17 protein-coding genes are annotated in these 22901 nt (G+C 70.9%); 11 read left to right on the forward strand and 6 right to left on the reverse strand.

What is annotated here, in order from left to right; translation table 11 throughout:
• Positions 1 to 14: 14 nt before the first annotated feature.
• The 3 genes from ACN6LB_RS15275 to ACN6LB_RS15285 form a co-directional block, all read right to left on the reverse strand.
• Positions 15 to 368 carry a CU044_2847 family protein gene (locus ACN6LB_RS15275; RefSeq protein ID WP_445026283.1) on the reverse strand — a complete coding sequence of 118 codons (354 nt, stop codon included), beginning with the start codon at positions 366 to 368 and terminating at the stop codon, positions 15 to 17.
• Between the two features lie 204 nt (positions 369 to 572).
• Positions 573 to 1052, reverse strand: a complete 480-nt coding sequence (locus ACN6LB_RS15280; protein ID WP_445026284.1) for a hypothetical protein — start codon at positions 1050 to 1052, stop codon at positions 573 to 575.
• A 131-nt stretch (positions 1053 to 1183) separates the two neighbouring features.
• The gene (locus ACN6LB_RS15285; protein WP_445026285.1) at positions 1184 to 2947 is read right to left on the reverse strand and encodes a DUF6055 domain-containing protein; all 1764 of its coding nucleotides are present in this window, start codon (positions 2945 to 2947) and stop codon (positions 1184 to 1186) included.
• A 307-nt stretch (positions 2948 to 3254) separates the two neighbouring features.
• Here ACN6LB_RS15285 and ACN6LB_RS15290 point away from each other — a divergent pair, with 307 nt between their 5' ends.
• The 9 genes from ACN6LB_RS15290 to ACN6LB_RS15330 all read left to right on the forward strand — a co-directional run bounded on the left by ACN6LB_RS15290 (position 3255) and on the right by ACN6LB_RS15330 (position 17482).
• Positions 3255 to 5813 carry a beta-L-arabinofuranosidase domain-containing protein gene (locus ACN6LB_RS15290; protein ID WP_445026286.1) on the forward strand — a complete coding sequence of 853 codons (2559 nt, stop codon included), beginning with the start codon at positions 3255 to 3257 and terminating at the stop codon, positions 5811 to 5813.
• A gap of 3 nt (positions 5814 to 5816) precedes the next feature.
• The gene (locus ACN6LB_RS15295) at positions 5817 to 6077 is read left to right on the forward strand and encodes a hypothetical protein (protein WP_445026287.1); all 261 of its coding nucleotides are present in this window, start codon (positions 5817 to 5819) and stop codon (positions 6075 to 6077) included.
• 42 nt (positions 6078 to 6119) lie between these two features.
• Positions 6120 to 6683, forward strand: a complete 564-nt coding sequence (locus ACN6LB_RS15300; protein ID WP_445026288.1) for an FABP family protein — start codon at positions 6120 to 6122, stop codon at positions 6681 to 6683.
• A 9-nt stretch (positions 6684 to 6692) separates the two neighbouring features.
• A complete protein-coding gene (locus ACN6LB_RS15305; RefSeq protein ID WP_445026289.1) occupies positions 6693 to 7052 on the forward strand; it encodes a hypothetical protein in 360 nt (119 codons plus the stop codon).
• A gap of 129 nt (positions 7053 to 7181) precedes the next feature.
• A complete protein-coding gene (locus tag ACN6LB_RS15310; protein WP_445026290.1) occupies positions 7182 to 10280 on the forward strand; it encodes a type I polyketide synthase in 3099 nt (1032 codons plus the stop codon).
• Positions 10281 to 10403: 123 nt separating this feature from the next.
• Positions 10404 to 13760 carry an SDR family NAD(P)-dependent oxidoreductase gene (locus tag ACN6LB_RS15315; protein WP_445026291.1) on the forward strand — a complete coding sequence of 1119 codons (3357 nt, stop codon included), beginning with the start codon at positions 10404 to 10406 and terminating at the stop codon, positions 13758 to 13760.
• A 211-nt stretch (positions 13761 to 13971) separates the two neighbouring features.
• Positions 13972 to 14856: a fructosamine kinase family protein gene (locus ACN6LB_RS15320; RefSeq protein ID WP_445026292.1), complete on the forward strand. Its 885-nt coding sequence runs from the start codon at positions 13972 to 13974 to the stop codon at positions 14854 to 14856.
• 153 nt (positions 14857 to 15009) lie between these two features.
• A complete protein-coding gene (locus tag ACN6LB_RS15325) occupies positions 15010 to 15795 on the forward strand; it encodes a cyclase family protein (RefSeq protein ID WP_445026293.1) in 786 nt (261 codons plus the stop codon).
• 46 nt (positions 15796 to 15841) lie between these two features.
• Positions 15842 to 17482: a thiamine pyrophosphate-binding protein gene (locus ACN6LB_RS15330; RefSeq protein WP_445026294.1), complete on the forward strand. Its 1641-nt coding sequence runs from the start codon at positions 15842 to 15844 to the stop codon at positions 17480 to 17482.
• 33 nt (positions 17483 to 17515) lie between these two features.
• On the opposite strand, the gene ACN6LB_RS15335 is transcribed toward ACN6LB_RS15330, so the two are convergent.
• Positions 17516 to 18493 (reverse strand): helix-turn-helix domain-containing protein, encoded by a 978-nt coding sequence (locus tag ACN6LB_RS15335; protein WP_445026295.1) that lies wholly within the window; start codon positions 18491 to 18493, stop codon positions 17516 to 17518.
• A 96-nt stretch (positions 18494 to 18589) separates the two neighbouring features.
• On the opposite strand from ACN6LB_RS15335, the gene ACN6LB_RS15340 reads away from it, so the two are divergent.
• Entirely contained in the window at positions 18590 to 19651 is a 1062-nt protein-coding gene (locus ACN6LB_RS15340) for a saccharopine dehydrogenase family protein (protein WP_445026296.1), read from the forward strand.
• A 65-nt stretch (positions 19652 to 19716) separates the two neighbouring features.
• On the opposite strand, the gene ACN6LB_RS15345 is transcribed toward ACN6LB_RS15340, so the two are convergent.
• Complete coding sequence (locus ACN6LB_RS15345; RefSeq protein ID WP_356136227.1) at positions 19717 to 20208, reverse strand: peptidylprolyl isomerase; 492 nt, start codon at positions 20206 to 20208, stop codon at positions 19717 to 19719.
• 184 nt (positions 20209 to 20392) lie between these two features.
• Here ACN6LB_RS15345 and ACN6LB_RS15350 point away from each other — a divergent pair, with 184 nt between their 5' ends.
• Positions 20393 to 22120 carry a hypothetical protein gene (locus ACN6LB_RS15350; protein WP_445026297.1) on the forward strand — a complete coding sequence of 576 codons (1728 nt, stop codon included), beginning with the start codon at positions 20393 to 20395 and terminating at the stop codon, positions 22118 to 22120.
• A gap of 105 nt (positions 22121 to 22225) precedes the next feature.
• Here ACN6LB_RS15350 and ACN6LB_RS15355 read toward each other — a convergent pair whose 3' ends face one another.
• On the reverse strand, positions 22226 to 22867 hold the full coding sequence (locus ACN6LB_RS15355) for a cutinase family protein (protein WP_445026298.1): 642 nt from the start codon (positions 22865 to 22867) through the stop codon (positions 22226 to 22228).
• Positions 22868 to 22901: the final 34 nt, after the last annotated feature.

A 22901-nucleotide genomic window follows, 5' to 3' on the forward strand; every position in this document is an offset into this window, starting at 1 on the left:
ACGAGCGGGATCCGCTATTCAGGGAGGTCTGTCGGCGGCTGCGGGGACACGGTCGGGCCGTGCCAGACCATGGAGACCGTGAGATGCCCTTCGGCTTCCGTGCGGGCGATGACAGCCCCTGCTTCCGCGTTGAACCGCACGCCGAATTCGACGGTGACTTCCTGCGGCGGACGGGGCAGATCGATCAGTCGGCTGAGCGTGGTTTGTGCGACGCTCCGGATTCGGTCCAGCCCTGCCTCCAGAGAGCCGGTCGCTTCCCGGACGGCGTCGCCCACTCGCGAGACGGAGACGACTCCGGGCTCGTCGTCGCCGATCTCGACAATGGCCTCGCCGCCGTCCTCCGTTCGAAACCTGATCAACTGAACCATGGGACTCCCCCTCTGCTCACGACCGCACTTGACTCAGCACGCGCCGGCGTTCGCCGTCAGGCCGCCCTGGGCAACGGGGCCCAGTAGCGTGAAGGCTGCCCCAACGGGGTTCGACGGACACGAACCGGGACGAAGGTGTGCACCGGACGTACGGAGGCAGAATGAACTGCGTCCGTACGCAACTACCCTCAAGCGAGGGCTGATTCAGTTCCTGCGGTAGATGAGAGCGAAGTCGTGCTCCCACGGGCCGCCGTCGAGGTCGCCTGTTTCCCAGGCGCCGGTGATGGTGTGCGAGTCCCTGCTGAACGTGCCGACGAAGCGCTGCCGGAAGGCCAGAGGGGTGAAGTCGGGGGACTCCCGCGTGAGCGTCCATACGCCGTTGGTGAGGGTCATCGCATACAGGCGGGCCACACCGCGGGAGTCGTAGTAGTGCTGCGTGTACGCGCCGGTCTCCAGGTCGGTGCCGACGAGCGTCAGGCTGTCGGGTGCTTCGGGGACCGGAATCTCGGTGCGCTGCAGCAGAAACTGCCCGTCCAGGGTCCACGCGAACCGGCTGCTCACCCTTGGGCCGTCGCCGGTCGTGCCGGACGGTGCCGGCGGGTTGCCGGGAAAGTGCGCCTCCACGCTCCACTCACCGACGAAGACGTCCAGACGTGCCAACGCCTCAGCTCTGTTACCGGTCATGGCGATCACTCCGCTCGCAGGTGGCGGTCCTCGTTCCTTCACTACGAATACAGACTGCGACGAGCGGGCGGAGTCATCGCCGCCCGGTGGTCACCGCCGAACACCCGAAGAGCCGTGCCGGCGGTGATCACTCAGATCGTGATCGCGAGCTCCTGGTCCGTGAAAGCGCCGTACGACGGATTGATGTCGCTCTCGCCGCCCCGGCCGTCACAGCCCCGGTCGGGGTTGAACATCAGATACGTTCCGGACGAGCAGGTGATCCAGCTCTCGGCGTCCCCGCCGAGGACGAGGTTGCCGGACAGACGGGCGCCGCCCTGCACGATCGCGCTGTCCTTGACCACGACGTTGTCGCTGATCGTGGCGCCGGAGTTGACCCACGACAGGCCCTCCACGCGCACGTTGCCCGTCAGGGTCGAGGAGCCGAAGACGGCCGCGCGCGGCCCGACGTACACGGACGCGGCCACGTTGGCGCTGTTGTCGACCCAGCCGCCGCCGTTGGAGTGCCAGTGACCGCCGCCGGTCGCGGCCGGCTTCTGGTAGCCGGGCTCGTAGCCGGACGGGGTGGCCCCGCTGATCCGGAACTCGTACGGGTAGCGGTAGTTCTTGGTGAACCCGTCCAGGTATCCGTAGTGGTGCACGCTGCTCGGCGTGCCGGTGACGACGAGGTACACATCCTTCTCGCCGGAGCGGGTCTGGAAGCTGATCTGACCGTCGGGGCCTGCGGAGACGGCGCCGTAGCGGGGTGTGCCGCCGCTGCTCACGGCGACGAACCCGTACGACCAACCGGACCCGGCCGACGCATTGGCATGCCCCTTAAAATGCAGCTTGATCAGTGCCCCGTCGCTCGACGGCACCAGCTTGATCTTGTTGTAGCCGTAGTCCGAGGGCGCGAGCGCGTCCGGGATCGCGTAGTGACCGGCGGACTGGTTCACGGCGTTCACCGGGACGCCGTTGTAGGCGTTGATGAAGCCCGCGCCGTACACGTTGTTGACGAACGGCATGAAGTGGGAACGGTTGGAGTAGTCGAGGGTGACCTGGTGCTGGGCGTACTCGGCGATACGGGTGTTGAGTTGAGACTGCGTCAGGTTGTTGATGCGCCGGTAGGTCTCCAGCGGGTGCTCGGTGTTCTTCGCCTGGTTCCAGATGTTGTTGAAGGTCTGGATCCCGCCGTACTTGTCGACGAGGTACTGCATGAGCATCCAGTTGCCGTAGTGGTGGCGACTGGAGGAGTACGCCAGGTTCTCGGTTCGCAGGAACCGGGTCAGGTCGCCCGCGCCGCCGTCGGGGTACACCTGCATCGCCATGTACTCGGCGCCGGTCTCCCAGAAGGTTCCGGCCGAGGGGTCGGTCAGGCCCGCGTCGCCGCCCTTGCCGAGGAAGGTGTAGTTCTGGAAGACATGGCCGAGTTCGTGGGCCAGACCCCAGGAGCCGGGCTGCGCCGCGGCCGGCGCGATGTTGATGACGCCGACCCTGCCGTCGGCCGAACCGCCGGTGGCCCAGGCGTCGAGCTCGGTGCGGTTCCAGGTCCGGGTGATGATCACGTCGATCTTGTACTGGGAGAGCAACCCGGTCTCCGGCGTGAACTTCATGGTGTTCACGTAGAAGGCGTACAGGTTCTCCAGCTGGCTGAGGATGTTGTCCGGATCGAACCGGTAGTCGGCCGGGGCGGACTTGGGATCGGTGCCCGACTTCTCGCCCCACAGCAGGACGAAGTCGGCCGATTCCCTGGTGCGGTTCTGCGTCCAGGCAACCTCGCCGGTCGCCGCCCAACTGGGCGGAATGTACACGCTCTTCGCCGCAGCGACGGCCGGTGCCGTCTGCGCCGCGGGCAGGTGCGGCCGTGCGGACGCGGGCACCACGGCCAGGGCCGCGCCCAGCGCCCAGACCGCCAACACGACGCAGAGGCGACGTGTACACGTCAATAATGAATGTCCAAGGGTCTCCATGGCGGGGGGTCTCCGTTCGACGAAACGGCTCTGCCCCGCCTCTCCTGGCGGAGCCGCGCCATGGTGCCATGGGAGCGCTCCCGCAACCAGCCTTCGCGGTCTCTCCCGTGTCATTGACATCAGCAGTCAGTCCTCTACCGTAGATCTCCGCACAGCATGTCGCACAGCATTCGATATATCGAACGGACCTGGAACACCACCCAGTGGGGCGGGGAACGGGACTCTCCGCCCGACGCCACGACATGCGGAGGACTTCGTGACCCCACCCCTCGGCAGACGCTCCTTCCTCACCGCGGGAGGCGCGGCCGCGGCGGCGGCCCTGACCGTGACGGACGGCCCCGCGGCCCACGCGGCCGCAGCACCGCCCGCCGAAAGGCCCCGCCAACTCGCCACTCGCGTCAAGGCGTTCCCGCTGACCGCGGTCTCCCTGCTCGCCGGACCGTTCAAGGACAACCAGAGCCGCAACACCGCCTATCTGCGCTTCGTCGACATCGACCGGCTGCTGCACACCTTCCGCCTGAACGTTGGCCTGCCCAGCACCGCCCAGCCCTGCGGCGGTTGGGAGGGCCCGGACGTCGAACTGCGCGGGCACTCCACCGGCCACCTCCTGTCCGGACTCGCCCTCACATACGCCGACACCGGCGACACCGCGCTGCGTGACAAGGGCCGTCGACTGGTCGCAGCCCTGGCCGCGTGCCAGAACGCGTCCCCCTCGGCGGGCTTCGGCAAGGGCTACCTGTCGGCCTTCCCGGAGAGCTTCTTCGACCGGCTGGAGGCGGGCACGGGCGTCTGGGCCCCCTACTACACCCTGCACAAGATCATGGCGGGCCTGGTGGACCAGTACCGGCTGGCCGGGAACGACCAGGCCCTCGACGTGGCCCTGCGCAAGGCGGAGTGGGTCAACCAGCGGACCGCCAAGCTGAGTTACGAGCAGATGCAGCGCGTACTGGAGACCGAGTTCGGCGGCATGAACGACGTGTTCGCCGACCTGCACGCCGTCACCGGTGACACCCTCTGGCTGGGCGTGGCCGAACGCTTCACCCACGCCCGCGTCTTCGACCCCCTGGCCGCGGGAGAGGACCGGCTCGCCGGACTGCACGCCAACACCCAGATCCCGAAGATGGTCGGGGCGATACGGCTGTGGGAGGAGGGCCTGCCCGACCGCTACCGCACCATCGGCCGGAACTTCTGGCAGATCGTCACCGACCACCACTCGTACGTCATCGGCGGCAACAGCAACGGCGAGGCCTTCCACGAACCCGACGTCATAGCAGGCCAGTTGTCGAACGGAACCTGCGAGAACTGCAACAGCTACAACATGCTCAAGCTGACCCGGCTGCTGCACTTCCAGGCCCCGGAACGCACCGACCTCCTCGACTACTACGAGCGCACACTGTTCAACCAGATGCTCGGCGAGCAGGACCCGGACTCCGCGCACGGCTTCGACATCTACTACACCGGCCTCGGCCCCGGCTCGTTCAAGCAGCAGCCCTCCTTCATGGGCACGGATCCGAACGCCTACTCCACCGACTACGACAACTTCTCCTGCGACCACGGCAGCGGCATGGAGACGCAGGCGAAGTTCGCCGACACGATCTACACCCACGACGACCAGCGGCTCCTGGTCAACCTGTTCATCCCGTCCGAGGTCCGCTGGCAGGAGAAGAACATCACCTGGCGGCAGACCACGAACCTGCCCGACGCCTCCTCGACCGTGCTCACGGTCACCGCCGGAGGCGCCGCCCACCAACTGCTGGTCCGCATCCCGGCCTGGGCTTCCGGAGCCGGCGTCACGCTCAACGGCCGGGCGCTGCCGAACCGCCCGGCGGCGGGCAGTTGGCTGACCCTCGACCGCACCTGGCGTCGCGGCGACCGCGTCGAGGTCACCCTCCCGATGCGCACGACCGTGGAGGCCACCCCCGACGACCCGGACGTGAAGGCCGTACTGCACGGCCCGGTGGTGCTCGCCGGAGCGTACGGCGACACGGCGAACCCGTGGATGCCCCGCCTGGACACCTCCACCATCCGGCAGGCGTCGTCCAGTCCGCTCCGGTTCACCGCGACGGCCGACGGCGAGACGGTCACGCTGCTGCCCATCTCCCGCGTCCACCACCAGTACTACGACGTCTACTGGCTGACCGGCCAACCCCCGTCCGCGCCACCGGAGTTCGCCGTCTGGCACCGCTTCGACGAGACCTCCGGGACGACGGCCGCCGACGCCACCGGCAACGGCAAGGCCGCGACCCTGGCGGGTGGTGCCTCCTGGACCCAGGGACGCACCGGGGGAGCCGTGGCCCTGGACGGGAAGGACGGTCATGTCGCCCTCGCCGAGGACCTGTTGGCGGGCGCGTCCGCCTACTCGGTGGCGACCTGGGTGAAGCTGGCAGGCCAACCGGACGGCTGGAGCCGGGTCTTCGACTTCGGCACCGGCGTCAGCGCCAACATGTTCCTGACCCCCCTCAGCGACGCGGGCACCCTGCGGTACGCGATCACCGCGGGCGGCGGCGGAGCGGAGCAGCGCATCGACGCGGACCCGCTGCCCACGGACCGCTGGGTCCATGTGGCCGTGACCTACGCGGCGGGCACCGCCGTGCTGTACGTCGACGGCCAGGAAGCGGGCCGCAACAGCGCGGTCACCGTCGAACCACGCTACTTCGGCAACCACATCCGGGCCGCGTACATCGGCAGGTCCCAGTACGCGGACCCGTACCTGAAGGCGGCGGTCGACGACTTCCGCGTCTACGGCAGGGGACTGAGCGCGGACGAGGTCACGGCCCTGGCCAAGGCCGCCGCCGTACGCGCTAAGGGAGCCTGACCGGTGGCGGCAGACACGGTCGCCTTCGAGCTCGACGGGTCCCCGGCCGCCGCGGCCGAGACCGGTACCGCGCCGAGGACCGGACCGGCACGTGAGCGGCTCTTCGACGAGGGATGGCACGACCGGAGCGGCCGCCACACCTGGCACGGACAGGCGCTCGCGGTCCTGCGCCCTGCGAAGCAGCCGCGCCGCCTCACTCTCACCGCGAAGGCCCCCGGCCTGCGCTCGGCCACGCTCACCCTGCTGATGAAGGAGGCGACCTAGGCTGGCCCAGCCGGTACCGGCCCCGACCCAGGAGCGCACATCATGTTCGACCCCGCCCCGAAGCACCCGTACCCCGATGCCCTGCGGCCCGACGAAGCTCCGGCGCCGCACGCACTGCTGGCACCCCTGGTCGGGCTTGTCGGCACCTGGGTCGGCCGGGGACGCGGCGAATACCCCACCCTCGCCGAGGAGTTCGAGTACGCGCAGGAGATCAGCTTCCGTCACGACGGGCGTCCCTTTCTCCAGTACGAGTCGCGCGCCTGGCTGCTCGACGCGGACGGCGCCCCGCTACGGCCGTCGGCTCGGGAGAGCGGCTGGTGGCGGCTGCAGCCCGAGGGGCGGGTGGAGGCGCTGATCATCCAGCCCACCGGTATCGCGGAGATCCTGGTCGGCCGTGCCGTCGCCGGCACGGCCGACCTCACCACCCGCGAGGTGGCTCTCACGCCCACGGCCAAGGAGGTCACCGCCACCCGCCGCCGCTACACCCTGACCGACCAGGACACGCTCGGCTTCGTCCACGACCTGGCCGCGGTGGGTCAGCCACTGCAGCACCACCTCTCGGCGCAGCTCCGACGCGAGAACGGAAGCGAGGGCGCTCCTCGATAGGGTCGGCGGGTGACAAAACCAGTGCTGCGCGCGAAGACCTGGAGCGGGGACACCTTCGAGGACCCCTCCGAGGAGGCCCTTTTCGACCTGCTCAGCGAGATGAACCTGAGGCACCGCTTCGTGATCGTGGATCGTCTCGACAGGCTGCCGATGGACCAGCACTACATTCAGGTCTACCTCAACGACGACATGAGCTGCCGGGTGGAGTATCGCGAAGGCGGCGCCGACCGGCACTTCCAGGCCCTGGTGCCGGGCCCCTTCGACATGTCGGGACACGAGATCGTTGCCGGCGTACTGAACGACTGGGCTCATGACCGGCCGCGATGGCGGCAGGCACTGCCGTGGGTCCCCTGGGCCCCGACGGACTGACCGGGCCACCGCGCGTTAGCCGGACTCGAACCGGATGAGCTCGCCCGGGCCCGGGGTGGGTCTGTCCTGTTCCGGTCTGTTCCGGTGAGCGGAATGATCAACGGGCGGGGAAGACCGTACCGTTGAGCAGTGGACCTTGTTCGAGAAGAGTTGTTCCGGCCCCTGGTGGCGTTGCTGTCCGAGCATCCGGCGGACCGCCCGGCGTTCACGGACTCCCACCGCACGATGACCTACGGGGAGATCCTGCTCGCCAGCGGGCAGCACGCCGCAGGACTGGGTGTGGGCCGGGGCGAGCGGGTCCTCATCCATGTGGGCAGTCGTGTGGAGTTCGTCGTCCACGCCCTCGCGGTTCTTCGCTCGGCGGCCGTCGGTGTACCGGTGAGTGTGCGCTCGACCGAGGCGGAACTCGCCTACTACGCCGACGATTCCGGGGCGACGCTGCTCATCACCGAGGCCCGGCACGCGGCGATGGCGGAGCGGCTGCGCGAGCGACGGCCACAGCTGCGCGTGCTGATCGTCGAGGACGGCCCGACCGCCGCGTCCGGCCCGCCACGTGACGACCTCGGTATCGACGAGCCGGCCTGGCTGCTCTACACCTCCGGCACCACCGGCCCGCAGAAGGCAGTCGTGACCACCCAGCGCGCGATGCTCTGGTCGGCGGCCGCCTGCTACGGCCCCATGCTCGGACTGTCCGAACAGGACACGATCGTCTGGCCGTTGCCGCTGCACCACTGCTTCGCACTGTCGTTCGCGATCGTCGGAACGGTGGCGATCGGCGCGCATACGAGGATCGTCGACGGCGATCCGACGGCGTCACTCGCCGAGCATCCCGGCTGCGTCCTTGCCGGCGTACCCGCCACCTATCTCCAACTCGCCCACCAGGCACCGGACGTGGATGTCCCGCCACGGTTGTGCGTCACGGCGGGCGCGCCCTGCACCGCGGCGACGCGCGCCGCGGTCCTGGAACTGTTCGGCACGCCACTGCTCGACTGCTACGGCGCCACCGAGACCAGCGGAAAGATCGCCGTCCAACTGCCGGGCGAGACAGGCCTGACACCCGTGCACGGAGTCGAAGTCCGGGTCGTGGACGGCGAGATCCTGGTCCGCACACCGGGACTCATGCTCGGCTACCACGGGCAGCCCGCCTCCTCGGCCGACGACGGCTGGTACCGGACCGGCGACGCGGGGCGGCTCGACGACGGTCGGCTCACCGTCGCCGGCCGGCTCGACGACGTGATCATCTGCGGCGGCCAGAACGTCCACCCGCTGGAGGTGGAAGCCGTGGTCGCGGAGTCGCCCTCGGTGCGCGACGTACTCGTGGTCGGCCGGCCCGACGAACTGGCCGGCGAGGTCCCGGTGGCGTTCGTCGTCCCGGAAGCGGACGGCTACGACCCCGAGGAACTGCGCCGGCTGTGCCTGCGCCGGCTGAGCCTCTACAAGGTGCCGGTGGAATTCCGGCAGGTCGAGACGATTCCCCGTACGTCCTCGGGAAAGCCCCTGCGCCGAGCCATGGCGGAACAGGCGGCCGGGCGACGTGAGTTGAGCCGGGCGGCGCTGGAAGACCTCGTACGCGAGGAGATCGCTGCGCTGTGCGACGACCATGGCGATGGCATCGGTGAGGGCGGGGGCGGGGGCGGGGGCGAGGTCGATGACGGCGGTGACAGGTGGCGCGATCGCGCCTTCACGGACCTGGGCCTGTCGTCCCTGGGCGGCGTGCAGCTGCGACGCCGGATCGCCGTACGCACCGGCCTCGCCCTGCCGCACTCGCTCGTCTACGACTTCCCGACCCCCGGTGAACTGATCGGCGCACTCGCCCGGATGATGTCAGAGCCCCTACCCGAGGCCGTACCCGAAGCGCGGGCGCCGCGCCCGCCCGCCCCCGAGCCGATCGCCATCGTGGCGATGGCATGCCGGTACCCGGGTGGTGTCGGGTCGCCGGACGATCTCTGGCGGCTGGTCTCCGACGGTGTCGACGCGACGGGGGATTTCCCTGCCGACCGGGGCTGGGACCTGGACAACCTGTACGACCCCGACCCGGACCGGATCGGCGGCTCCACGACCCGGCGTGGCGGCTTCCTGTACGACGCGGCCGACTTCGACGCCGGGATGTTCCGCATCTCGCCGAGCGAGGCACTCGCCACCGACCCACAGCAGCGCCTGCTGCTGGAGACGTCCTGGGAACTCTTCGAACGCGCGGGTATCGACACCACGACCCTGCGCGGCGCGGACTCAGGTACTGGGGCCGGCAGCGGCGCGGGTGTGTTCATCGGTGTCATGAACGAGGACTACGCGAGCCGGTTCGAGTCGCATGAGCTGGAAGGGCGGCTGGGCATCGGGTCGTCGCACGCCGTCGCGTCCGGGCGGATCTCCTACACGTTCGGTCTCACCGGCCCCGCCGTCACCGTCGACACCGCCTGCTCGTCGTCGTTGGTCGCCCTGCACTGGGCGGCGAAGGCACTGCGCACGGGTGAATGCTCTCTCGCGGTGGCCGGTGGCGCGACGGTGATGTCCACGCCGAGGACCTTCCTGGCGTTCAGCAGGCAGCGCGGCCTGTCGCCGGACGGCCGCTGCCGGTCGTACGCGGCGGACGCCGACGGCACCGCCTGGTCGGAGGGGGTCGGGCTGGTACTGCTGGAACGGCTCGGCGACGCCCGTCGCAACGGTCACCCGGTGCTCGCGGTGCTGCGCGGTTCGGCGATGAACGCCGACGGCGCGTCCAACGGGCTCACCGCGCCCAGCGGACGCGCGCAGCGCGAGGTGATCCGATCGGCGCTCGCGGATGCCGGCTTGTCCCCGGCGGACGTCGACGCGGTCGACGGACACGGAACGGCCACGCCACTGGGTGACCCGATCGAGGCGGAAGCGCTGCTGGCGACCTACGGCCAGGGCCGGGACCAGGACCGGCCGCTGTGGCTCGGATCGGTGAAGTCCAACCTCGGGCACACCCAGGCGGCGGCGGGCGTGGCCGGCGTGATCAAAATGGTCGAGGCGATGCGGCACGGCCAGTTGCCACCCTCGCTGCACGCCGACAAGCCGAGCCCGCGCATCGACTGGTCGGCCGGCCGGGTGGCACTCCTCGCGACGGGCCGGCCGTGGCCCGGGGCCGACCGGACGCGACGCGCGGCCGTCTCCTCGTTCGGGATCGGCGGCACCAACGCACACGTGATCATCGAGGAGGCCCCGCCCGAGGACCCGGACCCGCGCCGTGCGTTCCTCGCCCCGCCCTAGCTGCTCAGCGGCGCCGACGGCCCCGCACTGCGGGCCGTTGCCGCCGCGCTCCTTGAGGCGCCGGACGACATCGATGTCGGCTACACGCTGGCGGCGGGGCGTACGGCACTCGGTCACCGGGCCATGGTCGCGGCCGGCGACCGAGCCGCCCTGCGTGCGCTGGCGGCCGGTGAACGCGCCGGGGCGGTGGTGCCGGCCGACGCGCGCCTCGCGCTTCTGTTCAGCGGTCAGGGTACCCAACGGGCGGGAATGGGGAAGCAGTTGGCGCAGGCGTTCCCCGTGTTCGCCGAAGCCTTCGACCAGGCGTGTCAGGCGCTCGGCGGTCCGGTGCGTGAGCTGGTCTTCGGCGGCGAACCGCTGGATCGCACCGACCACGCGCAGGCCGCCCTGTTCGCGTTCGAAGTCGCGCTGTACCGGCTGCTGGAGTCCTGGGACATGCGGCCGGACGTGCTCGTCGGGCATTCGATCGGTGAGATCGCCGCCGCGCACGTCTCCGGTGTGCTGTCGCTGGACGATGCGGCGACGCTCGTCGCCGCCCGCGGCCGGTTGATGGCGGAGCTGCCCGCCGGCGGCGTCATGATCGCGGTGACGGCCACAGAGGCCGAGGTCTCGCCGCTGGTGGCCGAGGCCGCCGACCGGGTCTCGATCGCGGCGGTCAACGGCACGCACGCCGTGGTGGTGTCCGGCGAAGCGACCGCTGCGACCGCCATCGCCGAACGGTTCGGCCGCAGCACCCCGCTGCGCGTCAGCCACGCGTTCCACTCGGCGCTGATGGAACCCATGCTCGACACGTTCCGCGAAGTCGCCGAGAGCCTGACCTACCGGCGCCCCGAGATCCCGTTGGTGTGCGGGCTGACGGGCAGGGTCTCCGAGGAGATGTGCTCGGCCGAGTACTGGGTACGGCACGCACGGCACACCGTGCGCTTCGCGGACGCGCTGTCCACCCTCGCCGAATCCGGCGTGACCACCTGTCTTGAGGTCGGCCCGGACGCCGTGCTCAGCCGCGCCGCGGCCGGAATGCTTCCGCATCCCGAGGGCCTTCCCGCGGCGGTGCCGGCGACGCGCGCCGGGCACGACGAGGTCGAGACGCTGCTCGCGGCGGTCGGCGCCGTGCACACCGCCGGGATCTCCGTCGACTGGCGATCCGTGCTCGCGGGCAGCGGCGCCCGGCTGTTCCCGCTGCCCACCTATCCCTTCCAGCGCAGCCGTTACTGGCTCGATCCACCGCAGCCGGGCGGCGGCGGTCTCGGCCACGCCCTGCTCGGACCCGCCCTCGTCGCCCCCGACTCGCCGCGGATCGTGCACGGTGGCGCGATCGCCGTCCGCGCCCACGGCTGGCTGGCCGACCATGTCGTCGGCGACTCGGCCCTGGTCCCCGCGACGGCGTTCGTCGACATCGCGTTGCACGCCGGTACGGGAGCCGGTGTCGACGAGCTGACCATCGAGGCGCCGTTGCGGCTGGCCCCCAACGACAACACCCAACTCCAGGTGGTCGTCGACGGGCAGCGCATCGACGTCTACGCCAAGCAGCGAGGGGCCGAGCAGTGGACGCGGCACGCGTCGGGCCGGTTGCGGCCGCCCTGTCCGGCACCTGAGCGATACCGCGGCGAGTGGCCGCCCGCCGATGCCGCACAAGTCGATGTGGCACAGCGCTACGACACCTTCGCGTACGGACCCGCGTTCCGTGCGGTGACCGCCCTGTGGAGCCGAGGCGACGAAGTGTTCGCCGAAGTCGCTCTGCCCGACGGCGTCGCCGGCAGGTTCGGGCTGCACCCCGTGCTGCTCGACGCGGCCGTCCACGCGGCCGCGCTGGCCGAAGGTCCGGCCGGCGGGGCACGGGTGCCCTTCGTGTGGAACGGCGTCGAGCTGTACGCACCGGGCACGAGAAGCGCACGGATCCGGTGTGTGCGCACCGGTCCCGACACCATCGGCGTCGACATCTTCGACGACACCGGCGAGCCGGTCGCCACAGTGGCCTCGATGTTCACCAGGCCGATGGCACCGCAGGACACCATGCTCTTCCGCCCGCAATGGATCCCGGTAGCGGCCGTACCCGCCACCGGCGAGACGACGATCGTCAAGATCGCCGGGGACCGGAGCGCCAACGAAGACGGAGTCGAGGTCCGGTCCCTGACGACACGCGCGCTGCAAGCACTGCACACCTGGCAACGACAGGGGCAGGCATCGGGCGGCCGACTCGTCGTCGTCACCCGGAACGCCACCACCCCCGACCCGGACCTCGCGGCCGCCGCCGCGGCCGGCCTGGTGAGCGCCGCCGCCGCCGAACACCCGGAGCGGATCACTCTGGTCGACCTGGACACCGACCTTCCGGCGGAGCGCGTGCTGGACCTCGTAGGCGGCAACCCCGAACCACAACTGGCCATCCGGGACGGCGTACCGCACGCCCTGCGGATCCGGCGTGCGGCGCCGAGCGACACCCGGCCCATCGACCCGGCCGGGACCGTCCTGATCACCGGCGGAACCGGCGTGCTCGGCGCTCTGCTCGCCCGGCATCTCGTCCACGAGCACGGCATCCGACACCTCCTCCTGGTCAGTCGGCGCGGCCCGGCGGCGCCGAACGCGGAGCACCTGCGGACGGAGCTGTCCGAACTGGGCGCCGACGTGCGGATCGTCGCCGCCGACGTGGCCGACCGCTCCGCGGTGCAGGGGCTGATCGCAGCGTGCGACCCGCCCCTGACGGCGGTCGTGCACACCGCGGCCGTGCTCGACGACGGCGTGCTCGCCACCCAGACACCGGCCCGCCTGGACACCGTACTGAGGCCCAAGGCCGATGCGGCCTGGGTGCTGCACGAGGCCACCGCGCACCTTCCGTTGTCGGCGTTCGTGCTCTACTCCTCCGTCGCCGGCATCTTCGGCAAGGCAGGACAGGCCAACTACGGTGCGGCCAACCGGTTCCTGGACGCACTGGCCGGTCATCGCCGTGCGCTCGGACTGCCGGCGGTGTCACTGGCCTGGGGGTTGTGGGAGCCGGGCGGAGGTCTCGGCGAGCAGATCTCCGACCTTGCCAGGCGGCGCATCAACGCGTCCGGCATCGCCGGTCTCAGCGCGGAGCAGGGACTCGCACTGTTCGACGCCGCGCTCGGCTCGGCCGAACCGGTGCTGGTGCCCGTCCTGTTCGACCCGACCGCGGCAGCGCTGCCGCCGATCGTCGGCGGCCTCGTACGCAACCACCTGGCGCCGACCCGGCAGAGCTGGCCCGCGCAGATGTCGGAACCGGAGCTGCGCGACCTGCTGCGGGCCGAGGTCGCCGCCGTGCTCGGCCAACCGGACCCGGCGGCGCTGCCCGACGACAAACCGTTCACCGACCTCGGCTTCGACTCGCTGGCCGTGATCCAGGTCCGCAACCGACTCGACCAGCTCACCGGGCTCGACCTGTCGGCGAGGCTTCTGTTCGACAAGCCGACGGTCGGCGAACTCGCCGCTCATCTTCACGATGCGTTGTTCGGCCGGGAGAACTGAGCGGTACAAGCGACCGGTTCCGATGGCTGGTTCGGGACTCCCGGACCGGTCATCCGAGCGCTACGACGCGCACCGCGTCCGGGGTCCCTGGACGCCGGCCCGCTCCCGGTGATGGACTGCGAGGCACGATCGAGGGATGCGACGAGGTACCGGCCATGAACGACACCAGGACGCACCGCCCGCTCGCCCAGGTGCGCGAGCGCCTCGACACATGACTGCCCCACCGGCCGCCGACGAGAGCGAGAGCGCGGGCACCGCGGCGGCCCGCCTCACCGGGCGCCCCGTGACGGGCGAGCGCCCACTGTCCGGGACTCTCGCCGAAGTCACCCTGGACGACGGTCGGTCGGTGATGGTCAAGCGCGGTGACGACCCCGGTGCGGTGCGGGCCGAGGTGGCAGGACTTCGCTGGCTGGCCGACGCCGGCACCGTTCGGGTTCCTGCGGTGCACGGCCATGACGGGCGCTGGCTCGTGATCGACCGGGTCCCACCCGGCCGACCGAGCGCCCGGGCGGCGGCGCGGTTCGGACACGACCTGGCAGCCCTGCATGCCACGGGCGCACCCGCGTTCGGCGCCCCGCCGCCCGGCGGCACGGAGGACGCGTACATCGGACGCGCTCGCATGCGCAACGTCCCCGTCCGCACGCACTGGCCGAGCTGGTACGCCGAGCATCGGGTACTGCCCTACCTGCGTCGGGCGGTGGACGGCGGCACGGTGCGCCACGCCGAGGCCGCCGTGGTCGAGCGCGTCTGCGAGCGACTGCCGGAGCTGGCGGGCCCCGCGGAGCCGCCCGCCCGGCTCCACGGCGACCTGTGGAACGGCAACGTGCTGTGGGGCGCCGACGGGCATACCTGGCTGATCGACCCGGCCGCGCACGGCGGGCACCGGGAGACCGATCTGGCGATGCTTCAACTGTTCGGCTGCCCGCACCTGGAGGCGGTACGGGACGGCTACCAGGACGCGGCGCCGCTCGCCGACGGCTGGCCGGACCGCATCGGAGTGCACCAGCTCTTCCCGCTGCTGGTGCACGCCGTGCTGTTCGGCCGCGGCTACGCCGAACAGGCCGTCGCGGCGGCCCGGTCGGCCCTGGCGGGGTGACCCGCCGCGCAGGAATCCGGTGCGGTCGATGCCCGACCGAGTCTTCACAGGGACACCGGCCCGCGTCAGCATCTTTCTGGGTCCGCGGCATCCATCCGGATCCGATCCCGCGGATCGCCCGACAGCTTCACCGTCGTCGTTTCAGGAGGCCCCGTGCCCGAACCGTCCGTCCTCGCCGCTCTGGTGTCCGCGTTGCGGGGTGGGGCCATCGAAGTCGTCGACCTCACGTCCCCGCTGTCGTCGTCCACACCGGTGATTCAACTGCCCGCCGACTTCGGCCAGACCGCGGTGTTCGAACTGGAGGAGATCAGCAGGTACGACGACCGGGGTCCGGCCTGGTACTGGAACAACTTCCGCAGCGGTGAACACACCGGCACCCACTTCGACGCACCGAACCACTGGGTCACCGGGAAGGACCTCGCCGATGTCGCGTCGGTGCCGGCGCGCCGGCTGATCGCACCGGCGGTCGTGCTGGACTTCACCGCCGAGGCCGAGCAGGACCCCGATTTCCTGGTCGAGGTGGACCATGTGAAGGCGTGGGAGGCGGCGAACGGGCCGCTGCCCGACGGCGGTTGGCTGCTGCTGCGCACCGGCTGGGACGCCCGCTCGGACACGCAGGAGGAGTTCCTCAACGCCGACGAGAACGGCCCGCACACACCCGGTCTGTCCGCGGAATGCGCCCGCTGGGTGGCAAAGGAGTCACCGGTGCTCGGCCTCGGTGTCGAGACCGTGGGCACCGACGCCGGACGTGCGCACGCGTTCGACCCGGTCTTCCCGTGTCACTCCTACCTCATGGGCAGCGACAAGTACGGGCTGACCCAGTTGCGGAACCTGGCCGCGTTGCCGGCGACCGGGTCGGTCGTCATCGCGGGACCGCTGCCCATCGTCACGGGATCGGGGTCCCCGGCGCGGGTGCTCGCTCTGGTGGAGCGCTCATGAAGCTCCCTGACATCCGCAAGGACCTGAAGCTTCTGACGGTCCGCTCATGAAGGTCGCCGAAGCCGTCGGCCGGGCCCTGCATGCCGCCGGCGTCGACCACGTGTTCGGCGTGGTGGGTTCGGGCAACTTCCATCTGACCAACGCCATGGTCGCGGCCGGCGCACGGTTCGTCGCCGCGCCGCCCTCGTGGCGCGCGGCGACGATGGCCGACGCCTACGCCCGCACCAGCGGCAAAGTGGCCGCGCTGAGTGTGCATCAGGGACCCGGTCTGACCAATGCCGTCACCGGTGTCGCCGAGGCGGCCAAGAGCCGAACGCCGCTCCTTGTGCTGGCTGCGGAGGTGACCCGGCCCACGTCCAATTTCTACGTCGACCAGGAGGCGCTGGCCCACGCGGTGGGCGCCGTCACGGCGCGCGTGACCTCGGCGGAGAACGCCGTCGAGCAGGCCTGCGCCGCAGTCGGACGGGCCCTGCACGAACGCCGCACCGTGCTGCTCAACATGCCCCTCGAAGTGCAGGCCCTGGAGGTCCCGGACGATGCGTCGGCCCTGGCCGCGCCCCCGCCCGAGCGGGCCGCGGTCGAGCCGACGGCGGCCGACGTGGCGGCGCTGGCGCAGGTCCTGGAGCGCTCCCGGCGGCCGGTCTTCGTGGCCGGCCGGGGATCCCGCGGGCCGGGCTGCCGCGCGGCCCTCACGGCCCTCGCCGAGCGCTACGGCGCGCTGCTCGCGACGTCGGCCGTCGCGCGCGGGCTCTTCCGAGGCGACCCCTGGTCGCTCGACGTTTCGGGAGGCTTCGCCTCCCCGCTCGCGGCCGAGCTGATCTCGGCGGCGGATGTGATCGTGGGCTGGGGCTGCGCGCTGAACATGTGGACGACGCGGCACGGCCGGCTCATCGGCCCTCGGACGACGGTCGTCCAGGTCGACGACGACGCGTCGGCACTCGGGACGCACCGGGACGTGCACCTCGGCGTCACCGGGGACGTACGCCTCACCGCGCGGCGCGTGCTGGAAGCGGGCGCCGGGCGACAGGAGGGCTACCGGACGGCCGAGCGCGCCGCGGCCATCGCCGCACGTGTGCGCCTGCGCGACGTGCCGTACGAGGACATGAGCAGCCGTGAGCGCATCGACCCGCGGACGCTGACCATCGCGCTCGACGACATCCTTCCCGCCGAGCGGGTGATCGGTGTGGACTCCGGCAACTTCATGGGCTATCCGAGCACGTACCTGTCGGTGCCGGACCACCACGGCTTCTGTTTCACCCAGGCGTTCCAGTCGATCGGTCTGGGGCTGGCGACCGCGATCGGCGCGGCGCTGGCACGGCCGGACCGGCTTCCCGTGGCCGCGCTCGGTGACGGCGGTGCGCTGATGAGCGCGGCCGAACTGGACACGGTACGGCGGCTCGGGCTGCCGATGGTGGTCGTCGTGTACAACGACGACGCCTACGGAGCGGAGGTGCACCACTTCGGGCCCGAGGGACACGCGCTCGACACGGTCAGGTTCCCGCCGACGGACATCGCCGCCGTCGCGCGAGGGTACGGATTCGAGGGCGTGACCGTGCGCACGATCGCCGACCTGAAGGCCGTGCAGGACTGGCTGACCGGTCCGCGGTCCGCGCCTCTGCTCGTCGACGCCAAGGTGGCCGGCGACCGTGGTTCCTGGTGGCTGGAGGAGGCGTTCCGAGGCCACTGAGCGCGCCCGACCGGACGGCCTGCCGGCCCTCGGTCAGATGGCCACCCGCACCGCGTCGGAGCGCTCGTGGAACTTCCGCCGGTAGATGGTGGGTGACACACCGACGATGCGGGCGAAGTGGGCCCGCAGACCGGCCGAGCCGCCGAACCCGCAGGTGTCGGCGATCCATTCGACCGGCCGGTCGCTGGTCTCCAGGAACTGCTGGGCCCGGCGCACCCGTTGCTGCAGCAGCCAGCGCAGCGGCGACATCCCGAGGGCCTCGGCGAACCGGCGCTCGACGGTCCGCACGCTGACATTGGCCTGGGCGGCCAGGTCGGCGGTGGTCAGCGGCATGTGCAGCTGCTCACCCGCCCACTCCAGCATGGGGGCCAGCCAGTCGTCGCGGACCACGGGCGAGGCCGGGCGGTGGTATTGGGCCTGCCAGCCGTCCCGGTGCGGCGGGGTGACCAGCCGGCGGGCCAGTTCGGCGGCCACCGCGGACCCGTGGTCGATCCGCACCACGTGCAGGCAGGCGTCGATCCCGGCGACCGTCCCCGCGGAGGTGATCACGTCGGTGTCCTCCACGTAGAGCACGGACGGGTCGACGCGGACGGCGGGATAGCGGCGGCTCAGCTCCTCGGCGTGCAGCCAGTGAGTGGTGGCCCGGCGCCCGTCGAGCACTCCGGCGGCGGCCAGGACGAAGGCGCCGGAACAGATGGACAGGATCCGGATCCCGCGTTCGTACGCCTCGCGAACGAGGTCCACCAGCTCCGCCGGCGGGTCCTCGTGCACGTTCTCGCAGGCCGGGATGACAAGGGTGTCCGTCGATTCCGGATCCCAGCCCTGGCCGACCGGAGCGAGGGAGAAGCCCGGGCTCAGCCGTACCTGCGCGCTGCCGACCGGGACCACCGAGAACCGGTACCAGGGATCTGCGAGGTGCGGCCGGTCGACGCCGAAGATCTGGCAGGGGACGGCTGCTTCGAATATCGGCATGTCGTCGGTGACGGCCATGACGACGTGATGGGCGCGCATGACGCGAATCTAGCGCAGGTTGACGTTGTCGACCGTGGTCATCGGCGGCCCCGCACAGCATGATCGTAAGCAGTTGAAACGGCTTGAGGAGATCTGATGACGAAGACCGACGACCGACCCGACCGCGGCTCCGTGAAGCCGGTTGTCGCCGTGTTCGGCGCCTACGGGCACACCGCCCGCTTTGTGACGGCGGAGCTGGTGAAGCGCGGTTGGACACCGGTGCTGTCCGGGCGGGACGCGGGGAAGCTGGCGGCCGCGGCCGCCGCCCACCCCGGTGTGGAGTCGAGGGTCGCCTCGGTCGACGACCCGGCCTCGCTCGACCGCGCGCTCGCCGGCGCGGCGCTGGTGATCAACTGCGCCGGGCCGTTCGGCGAGACCGCGCCGGCGCTGGTCGAGGCCGCGCTGCGGGCGGGAATCCACTACCTGGACGTCACCGGCGAGACCCTGGTCGCGTCCAGCACCTTCGACACCTACCAGGACGACGCCCGGGTGAAGGAGGCGGGCATCGTGGTGGCGCCGGTGATGGCGTTCTACGGCGCGCTCGGCGACCTGCTCGCCACCGTCGCGATCGGTGACTGGCCGGCGGCCGACGAGATCTCGGTCGCGGTGGCCCTGGACAGCTGGCACCCCACCCGGGGAACGCTGCTGGCCGGCGAACGCAGGGCCGGGCGCCGGGTGGTCCACTCGGACCACCAGCTGCGGGTCGTCGCGGGCGACGTGCCGCAGCCGCGGGGGACCTGGACCTTCCCCGCCTCGTTCGGAACCCAGGACGTGGTGGGGGAGTTCTCGACCACCGATGTGATCACCATCTCCCGGCATCTGGACCCCGAGCGGATCAGCACCTTCCTGAACACCACCCCGCTGAAGGACCTCAGCGGCCCGGAGACCAGGGCTCCGCAGGCGGTGGATGCCGACGGCCGATCGGCCCAGGTGTTCCTGGTCGAGGTCGTCGTCCGGCGGGGGGACGAGGAGCGGCGGGTGGCGGTGCACGGCCGTGACATCTACGCCTTCACGGCGCCGATCGTGGTGGAGGCCGCCGAACGGATCCTGGACGGCCGCGGCCGGGCCACCGGCGTCGTCACCGCCGGGCAGATCTTCGATGCCGAGGACTTCCTGCGCTCGCTGCCGATGGACGGGCTGTCGCTGGGCAACGCGTGACCTGGGACCGCACGGGACGGCGGGGGACCACCCGGCGGCGGGACTCTCGTCCCGCCGCCGGACGATCAGACGGTGCCGCTGTCCTCGATGACGATCTTCTTGGAGGTGGCGCCGGAGCGGCTGCCGAATCCCTCGATCGCCTTGACGACGTCCATGCCCTCGACGACCTCACCGAAGACCACGTGCTTGTTGTCCAGCCAGTCGGTGACGATCGTCGTGATGAAGAACTGCGAGCCGTTGGTGTTCGGGCCCGCGTTGGCCATGCTCAGCTGACCCGGCTTGGTGTGCTTGAGCTGGAAGTTCTCATCCGCGAACTTCTCACCGTAGATGCTCTTGCCGCCCGTGCCGTTCTGCCTGGTGAAGTCGCCACCCTGCAGCATGAAGTCGGGGATGACCCGGTGGAACGGCGACCCCTTGAAGCCGAAACCGTGCGCGCCGGTCGCGAGCTCACGGAAGTTCCGGGCAGTCTTCGGGACGACGTCGTCGAACAGCTTGAACTCGATGCGGCCGAGCGGCTCGCCGTCCGCGGACACGTCGAAGAAGACGTTCTCACTCATTGCTCTGCTCCTTGTGGTTCGAAGGTTCGCATCGAGCATAGGAGACAGTTTGTCGATCACCGATTCGACGGCACACGACATACCGTCGGCCGAGTGCGTCACCGGTGACAAACGGCACACCGGAATCTGCGTTCCTGTCAGCACTGCCTGAGCGTAGGACGGGGGCGGTCCTACCGTCCGGGGCATGGACATGAGACGCAGCAGAGGAAGAACGTGGCGCAGCGCCGCGCTGGCGGTGCTGCTGACCACGGGGACGCTCACAGCAGCGGCCCCCGGCGCCGGGGCGGCCGGTGCGCGGACCGAGACGCCGGTGGCATCGGCGTCCGCGGGCGTCGGCGTACGTGAGTCGGTGGTGCGGGTGAAGGTGCCGTTGCCACGATCGGCCGGGGCGCGTCCGGACTCGTGCGACTGGCTGTCGTACCTGCGCTACCGCGCCGCCGACGGGCCGGACGCCTCGGCCGATGCCGACCGGATCCTCGTCGCCCAGCCGGGCATCCTGGAGGGTGCAGGGGCGTTCGACAGCGTCGCCCGCAACACCGTGGCCCGCGCCGCCGAGCAGGGGCAGCACATCGAGTTCTGGGCCCTCGACCGGCGCTCCAACTGTCTGGAGGACCGCACCGGCATCGCCTCCGGCGACCAGCACACGGCCGTCGACTACTACTACCGGGGCAAAGAGGTCGAGGGCCGCACCTTCGCCGGATACGCCGCCGACGGGCGACTGGGGTGGATGGCGAGGCTCGGCGTCGAGCAGACCGTGCGGGACCAGTACGACCTGCTCGCCGCCGAGTTGCCCGACCAGGGTCTGCGCGAACGGAAGGTACTGTGCGGCGGGCACTCGCTGGGCGGGGTGATCACCGGGTACTTCGCCGCCGCGGACTTCGACGGCGACCGCGCCACCACGGCGGACGCCGGATACAACCAGTGCGCCGGCTACTTCGCCCTCGACACCACCGTCTCCACATCACTGGCCGACCTGAGCGGCAGCATGCCTGACGGCATCGGCATGCCCGACGTCGGCCTCGGCTACGCGGCCGTGCAGGCGGGGCTCGACAGCGGGGCGCTCCCGCGCGCGCTGTCCGCGCCCGTGCTCCTCAACCCGGAGACCATGACCCTGCTCGCCATCGCCGGCCTCGGAGCCCTCCAGGACCCCGGCGCCGAGGCCGACCTGCCCCGCTACCTGCCCTCCGACGCCAACATCGACGGCACCAATCGCTTCCTGTTCTCCAAGGACACCACCACCTTCCTCGCCGGCTCACCCACGGTGAAGGACTTCCGGCTCACCAACGCGGCGGTGCTCGGGGCGCTGATGGACGACAACTCCGTACCCCTGGCGTTCCTGCAGAGCAGCGTCGGCTTCTTCGACGGCGGGCCGCTCGCGGACAAGAACTTCCCTGCCGCCAACGGGAGTTCACAGCAGCCCGGGCTGTTCGGCACCGCGTACAAGGCCATCCCCGACCGGCCGCACGGGCCGCTCTACACCTGGCGCGACTACGACCGCGTCGGCGCCCCCGACGACCCCGTTCACCGGTCGGCCGACGGCACCCCGTTCACCGCCGCCGGCAAGGAGGTCACCGACCTCCAGGAGCTGGCCCGCAGTCTGGCCGTGCAGCCGCTGGACTTCACCGAGCAGTACTTCCCGACCAAGCTGGTCACCGACCTTGAACTGGCCGGCTCACCCCAGGTGAAGAAGCTCGTCGTCCATCCCGACGGGCTCACCGCCCGTCCGACGGTCACGGTGCTCGCGGGTGACGGACTGCTGGCCGGCCGGATTCCGTCCGACCTGCACCCTGTGGTCGCCGACGGCTACCAGCACCTCGACGTGCTGACCGCGGCGCCCGCGCAGAACAACGGCCGCCCCGAGCCGGTCTCCACCACCCTCGCGGACTTCGCCCGGGCGCCGGCTCGGTCCTAGCCGTACATCCTCGCCCGCACGTGTTGAGTGACAGGCGAGAGGAGCCCGGGAGGATCCCCCCCGGGCTCCTGCCGTGCCGCGCGCTCCCGTTCGTGCCGGTACGGATCAGGCCCGGCCCGCGGCGAAGACGGCCGCCGCGTCGGCGTCGGCGGTGTAGCCGAGGTGCGCGAGCACATCACCCCCGCCGCTCTCGCAGATGGGGTCGCCCTTGGCACAGAAGTCGATCGTGCGGCTCTGGTAGACGCCCGTGACGCTCTTGCCGAGGGCTCGGATCGGGTTGCCGAACAGCAGCACCGCGGCGACTCTCGGCTCGACCGCGCCGGGAATGGTCGCCACGATGGGGCTGCCGACCACGGCGCCCGCGCTGCTGATACCCACCGAGTTGTCGACCACGTTCGCGCCCTGCGAATAGCCCACGAGAACGAAACGCTGATTCGGGCAAGCCGCCGCCTGGCGGTCGACGTGGTTCACCAGATCCGCGTTTCCCTGCGCGGCCGATGTCAGGGAAAGGTCCGCGGGGTAGTTCACCGCATAGCTGGACAGGGTTTTGCCCGTCAGTTTCTTCTGCAGTGCGGAAAAGACCGGGTCGCCGACGATGGCGCCGAGCGTGCCCGGCTCGAAGGTGCCGCGGGCCGCGACCACATCGATGTCCGTGCAGGTGGCGGCCGACGCCATGGGCGCCGAGAGGGTGGCGAGTCCGGCGCCGCCGGCCAGCGAGAGCGCGGCGAGACATAAGCGGATACGCATGGGGATCCTCCGCGTTCGGGGCGCATGAAGCGCC

This window comes from Streptomyces sp. SAS_270, assembly GCF_052543295.1.

Coding starts and splice junctions, on each gene's coding strand:
- ACN6LB_RS15275 (WP_445026283.1), bottom strand. CDS start 368: ATGGTTCAGTTGATCAGGTTTCGAACGGAGGACGGCGGCGAGGCCATT.
- ACN6LB_RS15280 (WP_445026284.1), bottom strand. CDS start 1,052: ATGACCGGTAACAGAGCTGAGGCGTTGGCACGTCTGGACGTCTTCGTC.
- ACN6LB_RS15300 (WP_445026288.1), top strand. CDS start 6,120: ATGTTCGACCCCGCCCCGAAGCACCCGTACCCCGATGCCCTGCGGCCC.
- ACN6LB_RS15315 (WP_445026291.1), top strand. CDS start 10,404: ATGGTCGCGGCCGGCGACCGAGCCGCCCTGCGTGCGCTGGCGGCCGGT.
- ACN6LB_RS15320 (WP_445026292.1), top strand. CDS start 13,972: ATGACTGCCCCACCGGCCGCCGACGAGAGCGAGAGCGCGGGCACCGCG.
- ACN6LB_RS15330 (WP_445026294.1), top strand. CDS start 15,842: ATGAAGGTCGCCGAAGCCGTCGGCCGGGCCCTGCATGCCGCCGGCGTC.
- ACN6LB_RS15335 (WP_445026295.1), bottom strand. CDS start 18,493: ATGCGCGCCCATCACGTCGTCATGGCCGTCACCGACGACATGCCGATA.
- ACN6LB_RS15340 (WP_445026296.1), top strand. CDS start 18,590: ATGACGAAGACCGACGACCGACCCGACCGCGGCTCCGTGAAGCCGGTT.
- ACN6LB_RS15345 (WP_356136227.1), bottom strand. CDS start 20,208: ATGAGTGAGAACGTCTTCTTCGACGTGTCCGCGGACGGCGAGCCGCTC.
- ACN6LB_RS15350 (WP_445026297.1), top strand. CDS start 20,393: ATGGACATGAGACGCAGCAGAGGAAGAACGTGGCGCAGCGCCGCGCTG.
- ACN6LB_RS15355 (WP_445026298.1), bottom strand. CDS start 22,867: ATGCGTATCCGCTTATGTCTCGCCGCGCTCTCGCTGGCCGGCGGCGCC.